The 19,666-nt window shown below is 53.8% G+C and carries 14 protein-coding genes and 1 tRNA gene; 1 reads left to right on the top strand and 14 read right to left on the bottom strand.

The genetic code is table 11. The annotated features are described in order from the left end of the window. The 13 genes from OUO13_RS16820 to OUO13_RS16760 all read right to left on the bottom strand — a co-directional run. Positions 1 to 650, bottom strand: a 650-nt coding sequence (locus tag OUO13_RS16820) for a GTP-binding protein (RefSeq protein ID WP_283174307.1), incomplete at its 3' end; no start/stop codon positions are given. A gap of 31 nt (positions 651 to 681) precedes the next feature. Then, on the bottom strand, positions 682 to 2,784 hold the full coding sequence (gene fusA / locus OUO13_RS16815; protein WP_283175060.1) for an elongation factor G: 2,103 nt from the start codon (positions 2,782 to 2,784) through the stop codon (positions 682 to 684). Positions 2,785 to 2,803: 19 nt separating this feature from the next. Further along, on the bottom strand, positions 2,804 to 3,274 hold the full coding sequence (gene rpsG / locus OUO13_RS16810; protein WP_283175059.1) for a 30S ribosomal protein S7: 471 nt from the start codon (positions 3,272 to 3,274) through the stop codon (positions 2,804 to 2,806). A gap of 85 nt (positions 3,275 to 3,359) precedes the next feature. Then, positions 3,360 to 3,734 (bottom strand): 30S ribosomal protein S12, encoded by a 375-nt coding sequence (gene rpsL / locus OUO13_RS16805; protein ID WP_283175058.1) that lies wholly within the window; start codon positions 3,732 to 3,734, stop codon positions 3,360 to 3,362. Positions 3,735 to 4,161: 427 nt separating this feature from the next. After that, entirely contained in the window at positions 4,162 to 8,385 is a 4,224-nt protein-coding gene (gene rpoC, locus OUO13_RS16800; protein WP_283175057.1) for a DNA-directed RNA polymerase subunit beta', read from the bottom strand. Positions 8,386 to 8,451: 66 nt separating this feature from the next. Continuing rightward, positions 8,452 to 12,525 (bottom strand): DNA-directed RNA polymerase subunit beta, encoded by a 4,074-nt coding sequence (gene rpoB, locus OUO13_RS16795; RefSeq protein ID WP_283175056.1) that lies wholly within the window; start codon positions 12,523 to 12,525, stop codon positions 8,452 to 8,454. Positions 12,526 to 12,717: 192 nt separating this feature from the next. Next, the gene (gene rplL, locus OUO13_RS16790) at positions 12,718 to 13,089 is read right to left on the bottom strand and encodes a 50S ribosomal protein L7/L12 (RefSeq protein ID WP_283175055.1); all 372 of its coding nucleotides are present in this window, start codon (positions 13,087 to 13,089) and stop codon (positions 12,718 to 12,720) included. Positions 13,090 to 13,160: 71 nt separating this feature from the next. Beyond that, on the bottom strand, positions 13,161 to 13,652 hold the full coding sequence (gene rplJ / locus OUO13_RS16785; RefSeq protein WP_283175054.1) for a 50S ribosomal protein L10: 492 nt from the start codon (positions 13,650 to 13,652) through the stop codon (positions 13,161 to 13,163). Between the two features lie 189 nt (positions 13,653 to 13,841). After that, the gene (gene rplA, locus OUO13_RS16780; RefSeq protein WP_283175053.1) at positions 13,842 to 14,537 is read right to left on the bottom strand and encodes a 50S ribosomal protein L1; all 696 of its coding nucleotides are present in this window, start codon (positions 14,535 to 14,537) and stop codon (positions 13,842 to 13,844) included. Continuing rightward, complete coding sequence (gene rplK, locus OUO13_RS16775) at positions 14,537 to 14,971, bottom strand: 50S ribosomal protein L11 (RefSeq protein ID WP_283175052.1); 435 nt, start codon at positions 14,969 to 14,971, stop codon at positions 14,537 to 14,539. The genes rplA and rplK overlap by 1 nt, the downstream gene beginning before the upstream one ends. A 78-nt stretch (positions 14,972 to 15,049) precedes the next feature. After that, complete coding sequence (gene nusG, locus OUO13_RS16770; RefSeq protein WP_283175051.1) at positions 15,050 to 15,586, bottom strand: transcription termination/antitermination protein NusG; 537 nt, start codon at positions 15,584 to 15,586, stop codon at positions 15,050 to 15,052. A gap of 8 nt (positions 15,587 to 15,594) precedes the next feature. Beyond that, positions 15,595 to 15,921 carry a preprotein translocase subunit SecE gene (gene secE / locus OUO13_RS16765; protein WP_428982357.1) on the bottom strand — a complete coding sequence of 109 codons (327 nt, stop codon included), beginning with the start codon at positions 15,919 to 15,921 and terminating at the stop codon, positions 15,595 to 15,597. Positions 15,922 to 16,012: 91 nt separating this feature from the next. Continuing rightward, positions 16,013 to 16,088, bottom strand: a tRNA-Trp gene (locus OUO13_RS16760). Between the two features lie 434 nt (positions 16,089 to 16,522). Here OUO13_RS16760 and fusA (OUO13_RS16755) point away from each other — a divergent pair. Further along, positions 16,523 to 18,613: an elongation factor G gene (gene fusA / locus OUO13_RS16755; protein WP_283175049.1), complete on the top strand. Its 2,091-nt coding sequence runs from the start codon at positions 16,523 to 16,525 to the stop codon at positions 18,611 to 18,613. 937 nt (positions 18,614 to 19,550) lie between these two features. Here the strand turns inward: fusA (OUO13_RS16755) and OUO13_RS16750 are convergent. Further along, positions 19,551 to 19,666 (bottom strand): EF-Tu C-terminal domain-related protein (locus tag OUO13_RS16750; RefSeq protein ID WP_283173140.1); only part of this gene is annotated, 116 nt, incomplete at its 5' end.

Below are 19,666 nucleotides of genomic sequence, written 5' to 3'. Positions count from 1 at the left end.
TCTGGTTCTGGGATGTAGGAGTCCAGAGTTTCTACCAGTTTCTTAACGGCAGAAGTACCCATTTCGTTCTCGTCCTGGCCGTTCAGAGCCATCAGAGCAGAACCCGGGATGATTGGAGTGTCATCGCCTGGGAAGTCGTAGGTGGACAGCAGATCGCGCAGTTCCATCTCTACCAGTTCCAGCATTTCGTTGTATTCTTCAGTGCCCGCGCCGCCGCAATCGTCAGCCAGCAGGTCAGCTTTGTTCAGGAATACTACGATGTAAGGTACACCAACCTGACGAGACAGCAGGATGTGCTCGCGAGTCTGTGGCATTGGGCCGTCAGTAGCGCCGCAAACCAGAATCGCGCCGTCCATCTGGGCAGCACCGGTGATCATGTTCTTAACGTAGTCAGCGTGACCTGGGCAGTCAACGTGAGCGTAGTGACGATCTTTTGATTCGTATTCTACGTGTGCAGTAGAAATGGTGATACCACGCTCACGCTCTTCTGGAGCAGAGTCGATACCATCAAAAGCAACTGCCTTACCACCCCAAACTTCTGCGCAAACGCGAGTCAGAGCTGCAGTCAGAGTAGTTTTACCATGGTCAACGTGACCAATAGTGCCTACGTTTACGTGGGGTTTGGAACGCTCAAACGTTTCCTTAGCCATAAAACACCTCGTTCAAATATCTTTTAAGTGATCAAGCTCTTTTGATTACTGCATCAGCGACACTGTTTGGCGCTTCGGAGTATCTCTCGAATTCCATGGAATAGGTTGCACGGCCCTGGGTCGCGGAACGAAGATCAGTCGCATAACCGAACATCTCCGCAAGGGGCACAGTGGCGTTCACAACCTTCCCGGAGGCAGTGTCGTCCATTCCAGAAATCAGTCCTCGACGACGGTTAAGGTCGCCGACCACATCCCCCATGTAATCTTCTGGGGTAACGACCTCAACCTTCATCATAGGCTCCAGCAGGACTGGCTTGCCCTTTTCAGCAAGTTGTTTGGTCGCTTGTGAGGCGGCAATTTTAAACGCCATCTCGTTGGAGTCAACGTCGTGGTAGGAACCATCGATCAGAGTGGCTTTCAGACCAAGCAGCGGGTAGCCGGCCAGCACGCCGTTTTTCATCTGCTCTTCGATACCCTTCTGGACTGCCGGAATGAATTCCTTCGGAATCACACCACCTGCAATCTCGTTAACAAACACCAGGGTTTCGGAATCCTGGTCTTCGGCCGGTTCAAAGCGAATCACGACATGACCGTATTGACCACGGCCGCCGGATTGCTTGGCGTACTTGTTGTTGATCTCGACAGAGGCGCTGATCTTTTCACGGTAAGCCACCTGCGGTTTACCCACATTGGCCTCTACCTTGAACTCACGACGCATACGATCAACGATGATGTCGAGGTGCAACTCACCCATACCGGAAATAATGGTCTGGCCGGTTTCCTCGTCGGTTTCCACACGGAAAGACGGGTCTTCCTGGGCCAGCTTGCCAAGGGCAACACCCATTTTTTCCTGGTCGGCTTTTGACTTCGGCTCTACGGCTACAGAAATAACCGGATCCGGGAAGTCCATACGCTCCAGGGTGATGATGTGATCAGGAGCACACAGGGTGTCACCCGTGGTCACATCTTTCAGGCCGATAGCAGCTGCGATATCCCCCGCACGAACTTCCTTGATCTCGTCACGTTCGTTGGCATGCATCTGCACCATACGGCCAATACGTTCTTTTTTACTTTTAACCGGGTTATAAACCGCATCACCAGAATTCAGGACGCCGGAATACACACGGATAAACGTCAGGGTACCCACAAACGGGTCGGTCGCGATCTTGAATGCGAGAGCTGCAAACGGCTCGTCGTCAGAAGAGTGACGAACAGCCGGAGTCTCATCAGCATCATCCAGAACACCTTCAATGGCCTTCACCTCGGTTGGTGATGGCAGGTATTCGATTACAGCATCCAGAACCGCCTGAACACCCTTGTTTTTGAACGCAGAACCACAGGTAACCAGAACCACTTCAGAAGCCAGGGTACGCTTGCGCAGCGCCGCCTTGATTTCATCCTCAGTCAGTTCCTCACCCTCAAGGTACTTGTCCATCAATTCATCGCTGGCTTCAGCTGCCGCTTCAACCATTTTCTCGCGCCATTCCTGGGCGAGCTCTACCAGATCAGACGGGATTTCTTCATAGGTGAAGGTCATACCCTGATCAGATTCATTCCACATAATGGCTTTCATCTTGATCAGATCGACAACGCCCTTGAACTCATCTTCAGCGCCAATGTTGATCTGGATAGGTACCGGGTTGGCGCCCAGACGCTTTTGCATCTGCTCGACAACCCGGAAGAAGTTAGCCCCGGCCCGGTCCATCTTGTTGACGAAGACCATACGAGGAACCTCGTACTTGTTGGCCTGACGCCAGACAGTCTCGGTCTGAGGCTGAACTCCAGAGGAACCACACAGCACTACTACAGCACCATCAAGAACTCGCAGGGAGCGTTCTACTTCAATGGTGAAGTCAACGTGTCCGGGAGTATCAATGATATTGATGCGATGTTGTTCGAACTGCTGAGCCATACCGGCCCAGAAACAGGTAGTAGCAGCAGAAGTAATGGTAATACCACGCTCCTGCTCCTGCTCCATCCAGTCCATGGTCGCAGCACCATCATGCACTTCACCGATCTTGTGAGACACACCGGTATAGAAGAGTACGCGCTCCGTAGTCGTCGTTTTACCTGCATCCACGTGGGCGCAGATACCGATGTTACGGTAGCGTTCGATGGGAGTTGTACGTGGCACTGTGCTGTCCTCGGTCTAATTAAAAGCGATAGTGAGAGAAAGCCTTGTTCGCTTCAGCCATGCGGTGAACGTCTTCACGCTTCTTAACCGCAGAACCTTTGCCATCAGCAGCATCCATCATCTCATTCGCCAGACGCTGAGCCATGGATTTCTCACCACGGACACGAGCAGCGTCAACCAGCCAACGCATGGCCAGAGCGGTACGACGGGAAGGACGAACTTCAACCGGTACCTGGTAGGTAGCACCACCCACACGACGGCTCTTTACTTCAACCATAGGCTGAATGGACTCCAGAGCTTTTTCGAACAGCTCTACAGGGTCACCATTCTGCTTGGTAGACATGATGTCCAGTGCGCCGTAAACGATCTTTTCGGCTACTGACTTCTTGCCACTTACCATCACGTGGTTCATGAATTTGGCCAGAGTTACGTTTCCGAACTTAGGATCTGGCAGAACTTCGCGTTTCGCAGCGACGCGTCTTCTTGGCATGTTAAGCCCTCTAATTTCTTCAGGACGGCCTGGGCATTAAGCCCAGCCTTACTTTCAGGCTGACAACGGTAAAAAATACCGACTATCAGCTCTTAGGACGCTTGGTACCGTACTTGGAACGGCCCTGCATACGCTTGGCAACACCGGAAGTATCCAGAGTACCGCGTACAGTGTGGTAACGAACACCTGGCAAGTCTTTTACACGACCGCCACGGATCAGAACAACACTGTGCTCCTGCAGGTTGTGACCTTCACCACCGATGTAGGAAGTCACTTCGAAACCATTCGTCAAACGCACACGGCATACTTTACGCAGTGCCGAGTTTGGCTTTTTCGGAGTGGTGGTGTACACACGAGTACAAACACCACGACGCTGAGGACATGCCTGCAGTGCAGGAACGTCGCTCTTGGCCACTTTGCGCTTACGAGGCTGACGAACCAACTGGTTGATTGTAGCCATTTAGCAAACTCCAATTATTTAAACAAAGCACCCATACAAGATGGGTACAATAAAGGGGGCGGAGATAATAATCTCCATTGCACAAGAGGTCAAGGATTAGACAGGCAGCAAGCAGCCGGAAAGGACGAAGCCACCCTTCCCTGCACCAACGGCACGAAAAAGTTGCTCCAGCCCTATCAAGACTTATGGCGCCAGTCGATATCCCATCCTCGGAACAGGGTCCCCTAAAGCCACCCGGCTCCACGCGCGGCGCGCATTCTAGCACAGCACTCATGCTTACCGCAGCATCTGACTGCGGCATATTCACAGCCTTACCGACAAGCGTTCACACCAACTCCGAGGCAACAAAAAAGGCCCCGAAGGGCCTTTTCAGTGAGTGCATCACTCAGCACAAGTGTGGCCTGCAGGCAGGCCACCGGTTTCCCGATTACTTGTCGCTGAATGCTTCGCTCAGACGTGCTTCCATCTCGTCAGCAGAAACAGTCATGGTTTCTGGCATGGAGCGGGAACGATCGTTCTCACGAACCTGACGCTTGCGCTTACGCTCAGCGTGGTACGCCAGACCGGTACCAGCCGGAATCAGACGACCTACTACCACGTTCTCTTTCAGACCACGCAGGGTATCAACCTTGCCAGTCACCGCACCTTCGGTCAGTACGCGGGTTGTCTCCTGGAAGGAAGCCGCGGAAATGAAGGATTCGGTTGCCAGAGACGCTTTGGTAATACCCAGCAGCACGCGTTCGCCAGTTGCCAGGATCTTGCCAGCGGCCAGAGCCTTTTCGTTCTCTTCCAGGAACGCTGCGTATTCCACCTGATCACCCGGGATGAAGGTAGTGTCACCAGCGTCATGGATCAGCACCTTGCGCAGCATCTGACGCACAATCACTTCGATGTGCTTGTCGTCGATACCTACGCCCTGCAGGCGGTAAACTTCCTGCACTTCGTTGGTGATGTACATGGCCAGATCCCCTACCGTCTTCAGACGCAGGATATCGTGCGGGTTCAGCGGACCGTCAGAAATGATTTCACCCTTCTCTACGTATTCGCCTTCGAACACGTTCAGGTGACGCCACTTGTGGATCAGCTCTTCATACGGCTCGCCGCCATCTTTCGGAGTGATCACCAGACGTTTCTTGCCCTTGGTCTCTTTACCGAAGCCAACAGTACCGGAGATTTCCGCCAGGATGGCAGGCTCTTTCGGCTTACGGGCTTCGAACAGGTCAGCAACGCGTGGCAGACCACCCGTGATGTCCTTGTTACCAGAGGTTTCTTGCGGAATACGGGCGATTACGTCACCCACCGCAACCACGGTGCCATTTTCATGGTTAACCAGGGCGTTAGCTGGCAGCAGGTACTGGGCCGGAGTGGTAGTACCAGGCAGCATCACGTCCTTGCCGTTGGAATCAACCAGTTTCACCATTGGACGAATGTCCTTACCGGCGGCTGGACGATCCTTCGGATCAATTACTTCGATGTTGGACAGACCAGTCAACTCGTCCGTCTGACGGTTGATGGTAATGCCTTCATCCATGCCCACAAACTCGATACGACCCGCTACTTCGGTCACGATCGGGTGAGTGTGCGGATCCCATGCGGCCACTTTCTGACCCGCTTCAACGGCAGAACCGTCTTTCACGGAAATCACAGCACCGTATGGCAGTTTGTACAGCTCACGCTCACGGCCGTGGTCATCTGCAATCGCGATGGAACCGGAACGGGATACCGCTACCAGGTTGCCGTCAGCACGGGTAACCGTCTTCATGTTATGCAGACGAACGGTACCCTTGTTCTTGACCTGCACACTGTCGGCTGCAGAAGAACGGGATGCCGCACCACCGATGTGGAACGTACGCATCGTCAGCTGTGTACCCGGTTCACCGATGGACTGTGCCGCGATAACGCCGACAGCTTCACCTACGTTCACCAGGTGACCGCGACCGAGGTCACGACCGTAACACTTGGAGCAGATACCGGTACGGGAATCACAGGTGATCGCAGAGCGAACACGGATTTCGTCAATACCTTCGGCTTCAATGGTGCGAACCCAGTGTTCGTCAACCAGAGTGCCGGCCGGCGCAACCAGTTCACCTGGCTGGTTCGGCTTGTAAACGTCTTCTGCGATCACACGACCCAGAATACGATCACCCAGAGCAACTACCACGTCACCGCCTTCGATAAGCGGAGTCATGATCAGACCGTTAACGGTGCCACAGTCGTTCTCGGTAACCACCAGGTCTTGCGCCACGTCTACCAGACGACGAGTCAGGTAACCGGAGTTCGCAGTCTTCAGAGCGGTGTCCGCCAGACCCTTACGAGCGCCGTGAGTGGAGGTAAAGTACTGGAGTACTGACAGACCTTCACGGAAGTTCGCGGTAATCGGAGTTTCGATGATCGAGCCGTCCGGCTTGGCCATCAGACCACGCATACCAGCCAGCTGACGAATCTGGGCTGGCGAGCCCCGCGCACCGGAGTCGGCCATCATGTACACAGAGTTGAAAGACTCTTGCAGTACTTCCTTGCCTTCGCGGTCGATTACTTTCTCTTTACCCAGGTTTTCCATCATGGCCTTGGCAACGAGTTCGTTGGCACGGGACCAGATGTCGATAACCTTGTTGTACTTCTCGCCGTGAGTTACCAGACCGGAAGCAAACTGGCTTTCGATCTCTTTAACTTCAGCGTCAGCGTTGGCAATGATGTCTGCCTTGGCTGCCGGGATTTCGAAGTCGTTCACACCGATAGAAGAACCGGAGCGAGTAGCGTATTCAAAACCGGTGTACATGATCTGGTCAGCGAAGATAACGGTATCCTTCAGACCCACACGGCGGTAAGCGGTGTTGATCAGACGGGAAATCGCCTTCTTCTTCATCGGCTGGTTAACCAGCTGGAATGGCAGACCTTTTGGCACAACGCGGAACAGCAACGCACGACCAATAGTGGTATCAACCAGCTTGGTAGTAGTGGTGCGCTGACCTTCTTCGTCAACCACGGTTTCGGTAATACGTACTTTTACGCGAGCTTGCAGGTGCGCAGCACCGCTCTGGTAAGCACGGGTAACCTCGTCGAGGTCAGCCAGCACCATACCTTCGCCTTTGGCGTTTACACGCTCACGGGTCATCCAGTACAGACCCAGTACCACGTCCTGGGACGGAACGATGATGGGGTCACCGTTGGCTGGAGACAGTACGTTGTTGGTAGCCATCATCAGGGCACGAGCTTCGAGCTGGGCCTCAATGGTCAGCGGTACGTGTACCGCCATCTGGTCACCGTCGAAGTCGGCGTTGTACGCAGCACACACCAGTGGGTGCAGCTGGATCGCCTTGCCTTCAATCAGCTGAGGTTCGAACGCCTGAATACCCAGACGGTGCAGGGTTGGCGCACGGTTCAGCATAACCGGGTGTTCGCGGATCACTTCAGCGAGGATGTCCCACACCTCAGGAGTTTCACGCTCTACCATCTTCTTCGCAGCTTTGATGGTAGTGGCCAGACCACGGTGTTCCAGTTTGGAGAAGATGAACGGCTTGAACAGTTCCAGAGCCATTTTCTTCGGCAGACCACACTGGTGCAGACGCAGCTGTGGACCAACGGTAATTACCGAACGACCGGAGTAGTCAACACGCTTACCGAGCAGGTTCTGACGGAAACGACCCTGTTTACCCTTGATCATATCGGCCAGGGACTTCAGAGGACGCTTGTTGGAACCGGTGATGGCACGACCGCGACGACCGTTGTCCAGCAGCGCGTCTACTGCTTCTTGCAGCATACGTTTTTCGTTGCGAACAATGATGTCAGGCGCGTTCAGCTCAAGCAGACGCTTCAGACGGTTGTTACGGTTGATCACGCGACGGTACAGATCGTTCAGGTCGGAAGTCGCAAAACGACCGCCGTCCAGCGGTACCAGAGGACGCAGATCTGGCGGCAGCACCGGCAGCACAGACATGATCATCCACTTCGGATCGTTACCAGACAGCAGGAAGGCTTCCAGCAGCTTCAGACGCTTGGACAGCTTCTTGATCTTGGTCTCGGAATTGGTGGTCGGAATTTCTTCACGCAGACGCTGTACCTCGTCCGCCAGATCGATATGACCCAGCAGCGCCTGAATGGCTTCGGCACCCATCTTCGCTTCGAACTCGTCACCGAATTCTTCGATAGCTTCATAGTATTGTTCGTCGGACAGCAGCTGGCCAACGTCGAGCGTGGTCATACCAGGCTCAGTTACTACGAATGATTCATAGTACAGAATACGTTCGATGTCACGCAGGGTCATGTCCAGCATCAGACCGATACGGGACGGCAGTGACTTCAGGAACCAGATGTGAGCAACCGGAGAGGCCAGCTCGATGTGACCCATACGTTCACGACGTACTTTGGCCTGGGTAACTTCAACGCCACACTTCTCACAGATTACACCGCGGTGCTTGAGACGCTTGTATTTACCACACAGGCACTCGTAATCCTTGATTGGACCAAAGATACGGGCACAGAACAGACCGTCACGCTCCGGCTTGAAGGTACGGTAGTTGATGGTCTCTGGCTTTTTGACTTCACCGTAAGACCACGAACGAATCATGTCTGGCGACGCCAGACCAATGCGGATGGAGTCAAACTCATCAGCATTGTTCTGGTTACGCAAGAAATTGACTAAGTCTTTCATATAAAGAGGGCTCCACTTGGCGTGAGCGCGTGCCCCCGGAAATCCGGAGGCACCCTGCTAAACCGATTATTCGTTTTCCAGTTCGATGTCGATACCCAGAGAGCGGATTTCCTTAACGAGTACGTTGAAGGATTCCGGCATACCGGCTTCCATACGGTGGTCACCATCCACGATGTTCTTGTACATCTTGGTACGGCCAGCCACGTCGTCGGACTTGACGGTAAGCATTTCTTGCAGGGTATAGGCAGCGCCGTATGCTTCCAGCGCCCACACTTCCATCTCACCGAAACGCTGACCACCAAACTGCGCCTTACCACCCAGCGGCTGCTGGGTAACCAGGCTGTAGGAACCGGTGGAACGAGCGTGCATCTTGTCGTCTACCAGGTGGTTCAGCTTCAGCATGTACATGTAACCCACGGTTACCGGACGGTCGAAAGCTTCGCCAGTACGGCCGTCGAACAGGGTTACCTGACCAGATTCAGGCAGACCAGCCAGACGCAGCATGCGCTTGATTTCGGCTTCTTTGGCACCGTTAAACGCAGGGGTAGCCATTGGCACACCGCCACGCAGGTTATGAGCCAGCTCGAGAACCTCAGCATCACTCATGCCTTCGAGATCTTCCTTGCGACCATCACCACCGTTGTAGATCTCGCCCAGCAGCTCACGCAGCTTGGCAATCTCACGCTGCTCTTCGAGCATACGGTTGATCTTTTCGCCCAGACCTTTGGCAGCCATACCCAGGTGGATCTCCATGATCTGACCCACGTTCATACGGGATGGTACACCCAGAGGGTTCAGACAGATATCCACAGGCACGCCGTTCTGGTCGTAAGGCATATCTTCGATCGGTTTGATCGCAGAGATAACACCCTTGTTACCGTGACGACCCGCCATCTTGTCACCAGGCTGGATCTTACGTTTGATAGCCAGGTAAACCTTGACGATCTTCAGTACGCCCGGAGCCAGGTCATCGCCGGTCTGCAGCTTGCGCTTCTTGTCTTCGAACTTCTCGTCCAGCTGCTTCTTGCGCTCAGCCAGGGATTGTTCTGCCAGGCCCAGCATCTCGCCCAGTTCATCTTCAACTGGCAGGATACGGAACCACTGATCGCGGGTCAGGCCCTTCAGGTAGTCTTCAGTCAGGACATCGCCTTTCTTCAGACCTGGTGCAACGTTGATTGCGTGACCAGACAGGGCACGAGTCAGACGTTCAAAGGTAGCACCTTCCACGATACGCATTTCTTCGTTCAGGTCCTTACGGATCTGAGCCAGCTGTTGCTTCTCAATGTCGCGGGCACGCTGGTCTTTCTCAACGCCGTCACGGGTAAAGATCTGGACGTCGATAACAGTACCGGTGGTGCCGGTCTTCACGCGCAGGGAAGTATCCTTAACGTCGGATGCCTTCTCACCGAAGATCGCACGCAGCAGTTTTTCTTCTGGGGTCAGCTGGGTTTCGCCCTTAGGAGTCACCTTACCAACCAGAATGTCACCTGGCTTCACTTCAGCACCGATGTAAACAATACCGGACTCGTCCAGTTTGTTCAGAGCGGCTTCACCCACGTTCGGGATGTCGGAAGTGATTTCTTCTGCACCCAGCTTGGTATCACGAGCCACACAGGTCAGTTCCTGAATGTGGATAGTGGTCAGACGGTCTTCCTGGGAAACACGCTCTGACAGCAGGATGGAGTCTTCGTAGTTGTAACCGTTCCACGGCATGAACGCGATACGGAAGTTCTGACCCAGAGCCAGTTCACCAAGGTCAACGGACGGGCCGTCAGCCATGATGTCGCCACGCTCAACCTGGTCACCAGCTTTGACCAGAGGACGCTGGTTGATGCAGGTGTTCTGGTTGGAACGGGTGTACTTGGTCAGGTTGTAGATATCCACACCCGCTTCGCCCGCTACGGTTTCGTCGTCGTTAACCTTCACCACAATACGGGAAGCATCAACGGAATCGATTACACCACCACGCTTGGCAACCACACACACACCGGAGTCAGCTGCTACAGCGCGTTCGATACCAGTACCTACCAGTGGCTTCTCAGCCTTCAGGGTAGGAACCGCCTGACGCTGCATGTTGGAACCCATCAGAGCGCGGTTCGCGTCGTCGTGTTCCAGGAACGGAATCAGGGATGCTGCGATCGACACAACCTGCTGTGGAGATACGTCCATCAGGGTTACGTTGTCAGGCGACATCATGGTGAATTCGTTCTTGTGACGAACGGAAATCAGATCACCCTGCAGACGGCCTTCTGCATCCACTGGAGCAGACGCCTGTGCAATTACATAATCAGCTTCTTCGATCGCGGACACATAAATAATGTCCTCGGTCACCTTGCCGTTCTGGACAATCCGGTACGGAGTTTCCAGAAAGCCGTACTCGTTGGTACGAGCATAGGAAGCCAGGGAGTTGATCAGACCGATGTTCGGACCTTCCGGCGTCTCAATCGGGCACACACGGCCGTAGTGAGTCGCGTGAACGTCACGCACTTCGAAGCCTGCACGCTCACGGGTCAGACCGCCCGGACCGAGTGCAGAAATACGACGCTTGTGAGTTACTTCGGACAGCGGGTTGTTCTGGTCCATAAACTGGGACAGCTGGGAAGAGCCAAAGAACTCTTTAACCGCAGCCGCGACCGGTTTGGCGTTGATCAGATCCTGAGGCATCAGGCCTTCGGATTCAGCCATGGACAGACGCTCACGCACTGCACGCTCAACACGCACCAGACCTACGCGGAACTGGTTTTCAGCCATTTCGCCTACGGAACGGATACGACGGTTACCCAGGTGGTCGATGTCGTCGACGATGCCTTTACCGTTACGGATGTCGATCAGAGTCTTCATCACAGCAACGATGTCGTTTTCGTCCAGCACGCCAGGGCCAATGATTTCTTCACGGCCAATACGACGGTTGAACTTCATACGACCTACAGCAGACAGGTCGTAACGCTCTTCGGTGAAGAAGAGGTTTTCGAACAGGCCTTCGGCGCTTTCCTTGGTTGGTGGCTCACCTGGACGCATCATGCGGTAGATTTCGACCAGAGCTTCCAGCTGGTTGCTGGTTGGGTCGGCACGCAGAGTGTCAGAGATGAACGGACCACAGTCGATTTCGTTGGTGTAGATAGTCTCGAATTCAGAGATGCTGGCTACATCAAACTTGTCCAGTACTTCGCTGGTCAGTTCGGAGTTGGCGCGAGCCAGAACTTCACCAGTACGGGTATCAACCACGTCTTTCGCCAGGGCACGGCCCATTACGTACTCGATTGGAACCAACAGCTCCTGTACGCCGGCGTTTTCCAGCTGACGGATGTGACGCGCAGTAATACGACGACTGGCTTCCACGATGATGTTGCCATCGTTATCCAGAATGTCGAACGCAGCAGTCTCACCACGCAGACGGGATGGAATCAGCTTCAGCTTCAGACCTTCACCGCTCAGGCGGTAAGTGTCGTTCTCGAAGAAGGTGTCCAGAATACGTGGAGTATCGAAGCCCAGAGCGCGCAGCAGGATAGACGCTGGCAGCTTGCGGCGACGGTCAATACGTACGAACAGCAGATCCTTCGGATCGAATTCGAAGTCCAGCCATGAACCACGGTATGGAATGATACGGGCGTTATACAGCAGCTTGCCGGACGAGTGAGTCTTGCCCTTGTCGTGGTCGAAGAACACACCAGGAGAACGGTGCAACTGAGACACGATCACACGCTCGGTACCGTTGACAATAAAGGTACCGTTGTCGGTCATCAGAGGCATTTCGCCCATGTAGACTTCTTGTTCTTTGATATCCTTGATCGCCTTGGTTGATGATTCTTTATCATAAACAATCAGGCGAACTTTCACGCGCAGCGGGGCGGCATAGGTCACGCCACGCAGCATACATTCTTTTTCATCGAAGCCAGGAGTACCCAGACGGTAACTCACGTACTCCAGAGCCGCATTCCCGGAATAGCTAACAATTGGGAAAACAGATTTAAAGGCAGCGTGAAGGCCGATATCAATACGGTCCTCAGCGTTGGTCCCTTCTTGCAGGAACTTATGGTATGAGTCAATTTGAATGGCCAGAAGGTATGGCACATCCATGACACTCGGTAATTTACCGAAATCCTTACGGATACGTTTTTTCTCAGTATATGAGTAAGCCATCAGTTATCCCCGGACTGTTTCCTCGACTAGGCAGCTATACCCAGGCTCAAGGACTTGCCTTGCAGTTGAACCTGGCGAAATGCCAGTTTAGTCACGTTTTCCATAACGCGAAAAGGCTGACGGGAGCAAATCCCGTCAGCCATGTGCCGAACTATAGAACTATCCGGCAGCAGCATGCAGCATGCCGGTCGATTACTTGATTTCGACCAGAGCGCCAGCTTCTTCCAGTTTAGCTTTAGCAGCGTCTGCATCAGCTTTGGACAGAGCTTCTTTAACAGTCGCTGGAGCGCCGTCAACCAGAGCTTTGGCTTCTTTCAGGCCCAGACCGGTGATTTCGCGAACGGCTTTGATTACGTTCACTTTCTTGTCGCCAGCGGAGGACAGGATTACGTCGAATTCGGTCTGTTCTTCAACAGCAGCACCAGCGTCAGCAGCTGGACCAGCAACTACAGCAGCAGCTGCAGAAACGCCGAATTTTTCTTCCATCGCAGCTACCAGATCAACAACGTCCTTAACAGACATTTCAGCGATAGCGTTGATGATATCTTCTTTAGTCAGAGACATGAGACTTTTCCTAAAAAACTTGGAGCAACAATCTGCTCATTAAAATAGGTTTGTTCAGGCTACCCGATTGATCAGGCAGCTTGTTCTTTTTGGTCGCGAATGGCAGCGATGGTACGAACCAGCTTGCCAGCAGCGGCTTCTTTCATGACGCTCATCAGCTTGGCGATGGCTTCGTCGTAGGTCGGCAGAGTTGCCAGAACTGCGATATCAACCATCTGACCTTCGAAGGAACCACCTTTCACTTCGAACTTATCGTTCTTCTTCGCAAAATCACGGAAGATACGAGCGGCAGCGCCCGGATGTTCCTTGGAGAATGCGATCAGTGATGGGCCGGTCAGAACGCCGTTCAGGCATTCAAACTCAGTACCTTCGACAGCACGACGTGCCAGAGTGTTACGGACAACTTTCATCCAAACACCGGCTTCACGCGCTTCTTTACGCAGAGCGGTCATGGCGCCTACAGATACACCGCGGGAATCCGCGACTACTGCAGACAAAGCACCCTGGGCTGCTTCCTGGACTTCGGCGACAATCGCCTTCTTATCTTCGAGTCCTAAGGCCACGATGGAACTCCTGAATGTTTGTTTACGCCCCCGAAGGGACATGTCTCGGTGTGACTATTCAGAATACTGAAGGGGCCACACACCATCTACGCAGGACGATTAAGCAATCGCCCGGAGAACCGGGCGCTGCACCTGCGGTCTTTGACAGGCGCCACCCGAAGGCGGCAACCCCAAAGATTGTTGCGTTGATCAGATATCCAGAGCGGAATGATCAACAACCAGGCCTGGACCCATGGTAGTGCTCAGAGTCACTTTCTTCATGTACACGCCTTTAGCGGCGGTAGGCTTGGCTTTACGCAGATCGGACAGCAGGGCTACCAGGTTTTCCTTGATAGCTTCTACTGAGAAATCAACCTTACCCAGAGTGGTATGGATGATACCGTTCTTGTCGTTACGGTAACGAACCTGACCAGCTTTAGCGTTCTTCACAGCTTCAGCAACGTTAGGAGTTACAGTACCAACTTTCGGGTTCGGCATCAGACCACGCGGACCGAGAATCTGACCCAGCTGACCTACAACGCGCATTGCATCCGGAGAAGCAATAACTACGTCGAAGTTCAGTTCGCCAGCTTTAACTTTCTCAGCCAGATCTTCCATACCCACTTCGTCAGCGCCAGCTGCACGAGCAGCTTCAGCGTTGGCACCCTGGGTAAATACAGCTACACGCATGGTCTTGCCAGTACCGTGTGGCAGCACAGTTGCGCTACGTACGTTCTGGTCAGACTTACGAGCATCGATGCCGAGGTTAACGGCTACGTCGATAGACTCGCGGAATTTGGCAGCTGGCAGAGAAGCCAGAACAGAAACGGCCTCTTCTACAGAGTAAACTTTGCCGGCCTGAACTTTTTCAGCGATCAGCTTTTGACGTTTGGTCAGCTTGGCCATTATTCAACTCCTTCCACGTTCAGACCCATTGAGCGAGCAGAACCGGCGATGCTACGAACGGCAGCGTCCATGTCAGCAGCGGTCAGGTCTTTCATCTTGACCTTGGCGATCTCTTCCAGCTGAGCACGGTTAACAGTGCCCACTTTCTGGGTGTTTGGACGAGAAGAACCAGAGGTGATGCCAGCAGCTTTCTTCAGCAGGTAAGAAGCTGGAGGGGTCTTCATTTCGAAGGTGAAGGAACGGTCGCTGTACGCAGTGATCACAACTGGAATCGGCATACCAACTTCCATGCCCTGAGTCTGGGCGTTGAAAGCTTTACAGAATTCCATGATGTTCAGACCTTTCTGACCCAGTGCTGGGCCGATTGGTGGCGACGGGTTAGCTTTACCAGCTGCTACTTGCAGCTTGATATAGGCTTCAATCTTCTTAGCCATGTTATTACTCCAATATGGGTATTATCGCCCGAAGGCTCCCCGGCCGGGGACATCCCCCAGGCCAACCTTTAATGCGTTTTAAACCGCTTTCTCGACCTGGGTGAATTCCAGCTCGACCGGTGTAGAACGACCAAAAATCGTAACAGCAACCTGAACACGGGATTTGTCGTAATCGACACTTTCGACCACGCCATTGAAGTCAGCAAACGGACCTTCAATAACGCGAACCACTTCACCCGGTTCGTAGATTGTTTTGTGAGTCGGGCGATCAGCGCCTTCCTTCACTCGACGCAGGATGGCATCAGCCTCTTTCTGCGTAATCGGGGCAGGCTTGTCAGCGGTACCGCCGATAAAGCCCATCACCCGGTCTGTCTGTTTAACGAGGTGCCAGGTTTCGTCATTCATTTCCATCTGAACCAGCACATAGCCAGGATAGAAACGACGTTGACTCTTGCGCTTCTTGCCGTCACGCACTTCCACTACTTCTTCAGTAGGGACCAGCACTTCACCGAACTGTTCCTGCATACCCAGGCGTTCGATTCGTTCCTTCAGAGAGGACTGTACACGCTTCTCAAAACCAGAGTACGCGTGCACCACATACCAACGCATTGCCATGAGTCACCTCATCCGATCAGGCTGGACACAATCCAGCCCAGCAGAGAATCCAGACCCCACAGCAGCAGGGACATAACCACAACCACAACCAGGATCATGACAGTCGTCTGGGTTGTTTCCTGACGAGTCGGCCACACCACCTTGCGGCGTTCAACGTTGGCTTCTTTCAGCAGCACCTGGAAGGCTTTACCCTGAGAAGTAGTCCAGGCAACACCTGCACCAATCAACATCAGAGCTACAATTGCCAGAACCCGGTACAGCAGAGCGACATCGGGATACAGGTAATTACCCGCCACAGCAGCAGCAAGGAATGCCGCTGCCAGCAGCCATTTCATAACATCCAAGGGTGAGTTATTTGCTTTGCTCTCGGTACTCATCAAAATTCCCTGAAGCCAAAAATGGCAGCCGAAGCTGCCATTAAAATGTTGGCAGGCCAGGAGGGACTCGAACCCCCAACACCCGGTTTTGGAGACCGGTGCTCTACCAATTGAACTACTGGCCTAATACTGTCATTAAGGGGGCCGAATTATACACAACACCCCAGCGCACGCAAGCGCTTCGACACTTTGCTTTCTGACGCTTCTGCTCTGGAGAAGAGCTGAACTTGAGAATCGACCGATTGGTCAGTCGTCAGGAGCGGCGCAGATATTACCCCCGATTATTTCATTACACCAGTACTTTTTAAAAATTTTTTCAAAAAATACTGAAGTATGAATTTTTGAGCCAAACAATCACAAAACGGCCCCAGTCATTACACCCCCATTCCCCACCCCATCACGCCAATACAAGAGGAACGAACAGGTCTTTTTGGGTGTTTTTTAGTCGAAAACGCATTTTCTGCACTTTCTTCCATATTTCTTTCATCAAAATGCTCAAAAAATTCTCAAAAAACCTGTAAATTACGGCCCGTTAAAAACCTAGCCAATTGAGTACGCTATGACTGACTTGTCCAAATACCGCAATATCGGCATCTTCGCCCACGTGGACGCCGGTAAAACTACTACGACTGAACGTATCCTGAAACTGACCGGTCGCATCCACAAAATCGGTGAAGTTCACGACGGTGAGTCCACTACCGACTTCATGGTACAGGAAGCCGAGCGTGGTATTACCATTCAGTCTGCTGCTGTGAGCTGCTTCTGGAAAGATCACCGCTTCAACGTTATTGACACCCCTGGACACGTTGACTTCACCGTAGAAGTTTACCGCTCCCTGAAAGTACTGGACGGCGGTATCGGTGTATTCTGTGGCTCCGGCGGCGTTGAGCCACAATCCGAAACCAACTGGCGCTACGCTAACGATGCAGAAGTATCCCGTCTGATCTTCGTTAACAAGCTGGACCGTATGGGTGCCGACTTCTACCGCGTTGTTGAACAGGTTAAGAAAGTTCTGGGCGCAAACCCACTGGTTATGGTTCTGCCAATCGGCACTGAAGGCGAATTCTCTGGCGTAGTTGACCTGCTGACCCGCAAGGCCTACATCTGGGACGAAACCGGTATGCCAGAAAACTACAAGGTTGAAGACGTTCCAGCCGACATGGTTGATGATGTTGAAGCCTACCGCGAACAACTGATCGAAGCCGCCGTTGAAATGGACGACGAGCTGATGATGGCTTACATGGAAGGCGAAGAACCTTCTATCGAAGACGTCAAGCGTTGCATCCGTATCGGTACCCGCGACCTGAAATTCTTCCCAACTTTCTGCGGTTCTGCATTCAAGAACAAAGGCATGCAGTTGCTGCTGGACGCCGTTGTTGACTACCTGCCAGACCCAACCGAAGTTGCTCCACAGGACCTGACTGACGAAGAAGGTAACCCGACTGGCCAGAAAGCCATCGTGTCTGCCGACGAACCTCTGCGCGCCCTGGCATTCAAGATCATGGACGACCGTTTCGGCGCCCTAACCTTCGTACGTATCTACTCCGGTGTTATCAAGAAAGGCGACACCATCCTGAACAGCTTCACCGGCAAGACCGAACGTGTTGGTCGTATGGTGGAAATGCAGGCCAACGAACGTACCGAACTGGAATCCGCACAAGCTGGTGACATTATCGCCATCGTGGGCATGAAGAACGTTCAGACTGGTCACACCCTGTGTGATCCTAAGAACGAATGCACTCTGGAAGCCATGGTGTTCCCAGAGCCAGTAATTTCTATCGCTGTTCAGCCGAAAGACAAAGGCGCCATCGACAAGATGGGTATCGCTATCGGCAAGATGGTTGCAGAAGACCCGACCTTCCAGGTTGAAACCGACGAAGACTCTGGTGAAACCATTCTGAAAGGCATGGGCGAACTGCACCTGGACATCAAGGTAGACGTTCTGAAGCGTACCTACGGTGTTGAACTGATCGTTGGTCAGCCACAGGTTGCCTACCGCGAAACCATCACCAAAGCGATCGAAGATGGCTACACCCACAAGAAACAATCTGGTGGTTCTGGTCAGTACGGTAAGATCGAATACCGCATCCGTCCAGGCGAACAGAACACTGGCTTCACCTTCAAGTCCACCGTTGTGGGCGGTAACGTTCCGAAGGAATTCTGGCCAGCAATCGAGAAAGGCTTCAAAGGCATGATGTCTGAAGGCCCTCTGGCTGGCTTCCCGGTACTGGACGTAGAAGTTGAACTGTACGACGGTGCTTACCACGCAGTCGACTCCTCCGCTATCGCGTTCGAAATCGCTGCCAAAGGCGCTTTCCGTCAGTCCATGCCAAAAGCTGGTCCACAGCTGCTGGAACCAATCATGAAAGTTGACGTGTTCTCTCCAGAGGACAACGTTGGTGACGTGATCGGCGACCTGAACCGTCGTCGTGGCATGATCAAAGACCAGGAACGTGGCACCACCGGTATCCGCGTTAAAGCAGACGTTCCACTGTCTGAAATGTTCGGTTACATCGGTCACCTGCGTACCATCACTTCTGGTCGTGGTCAGTTCTCCATGGAGTTCAGCCACTACATGCCTTGCCCAACCAACGTGGCAGAGAAAGTGATTGCAGAAGCCAAAGCTCGCAAAGAAGCCGCCAAGAAGTAATTAATACTTCCAGGTAGCAAGAAAAAACCCGCCAGCGCAAGCTGAGCGGGTTTTTTTATGTCCGGAGTTTCAGGCCCAGACCGACGCCAGATCCGATCGCGGCCCAGCCAGATGCCAGACGCCAGATGCCAGACGCCAGATGCCAGATGCCAGATGCCAGATGCCAGATGCCAAATGCCAAATGCCAGATGCCAGATGCCAGATGCCAGACGCCAGACGCCAGACGCCAGACGCCAGACGCCAGACGCCAGACGCCAGATGCCAGATGCCAGACGCCAGACGCCAGACGCCAGACGCCAGACGCCAGACGCCAGACGCCAGACGCCAGACGCCAGACGCCAGACGCCAGACGCCAGACGCCAGACGCCAGACGCCAGACGCCAGACGCCAGACGCCAGACGCCAGACGCCAGACGCCAGACGCCAGACGCCAGACGCCAGACGCCAGACGCCAGACGCCAGACGCCAGACGCCAGACGCCAGACGCCAGACGCCAGACGCCAGACGCCAGACGCCAGACGCCAGACGCCAGACGCCAGACGCCAGACGCCAGACGCCAGACGCCAGACGCCAGACGCCAGACGCCAGACGCCAGACGCCAGACGCCAGACGCCAGACGCCAGACGCCAGACGCCAGACGCCAGACGCCAGACGCCAGACGCCAGACGCCAGACGCCAGACGCCAGACGCCAGACGCCAGACGCCAGACGCCAGACGCCAGACGCCAGACGCCAGACGCCAGACGCCAGACGCCAGACGCCAGACGCCAGACGCCAGACGCCAGACGCCAGACGCCAGACGCCAGACGCCAGACGCCAGACGCCAGACGCCAGACGCCAGACGCTAAATCAGCACCACCAAATTACAGGCACAAAAAAGCCCGCATAAGCGGGCTTTTTAGCGGATAAACACCAAAGGTGTTTATTCAGGTGCAGTTATCACTCGATAACTTTGGCTACCACGCCAGCACCAACAGTACGGCCGCCTTCACGGATCGCGAAGCGCAGACCTTCATCCATCGCAACTGGGTGGATCAGGGTAACAGTCAGACCAA

Source organism: Parathalassolituus penaei, assembly GCF_026626885.1.
GTDB lineage: Bacteria > Pseudomonadota > Gammaproteobacteria > Pseudomonadales > Oceanobacteraceae > Oceanobacter > Oceanobacter penaei.
Note: the sequence above shows the minus strand (reverse complement) of the source record. Positions and strands in the feature narration are given on the sequence as shown.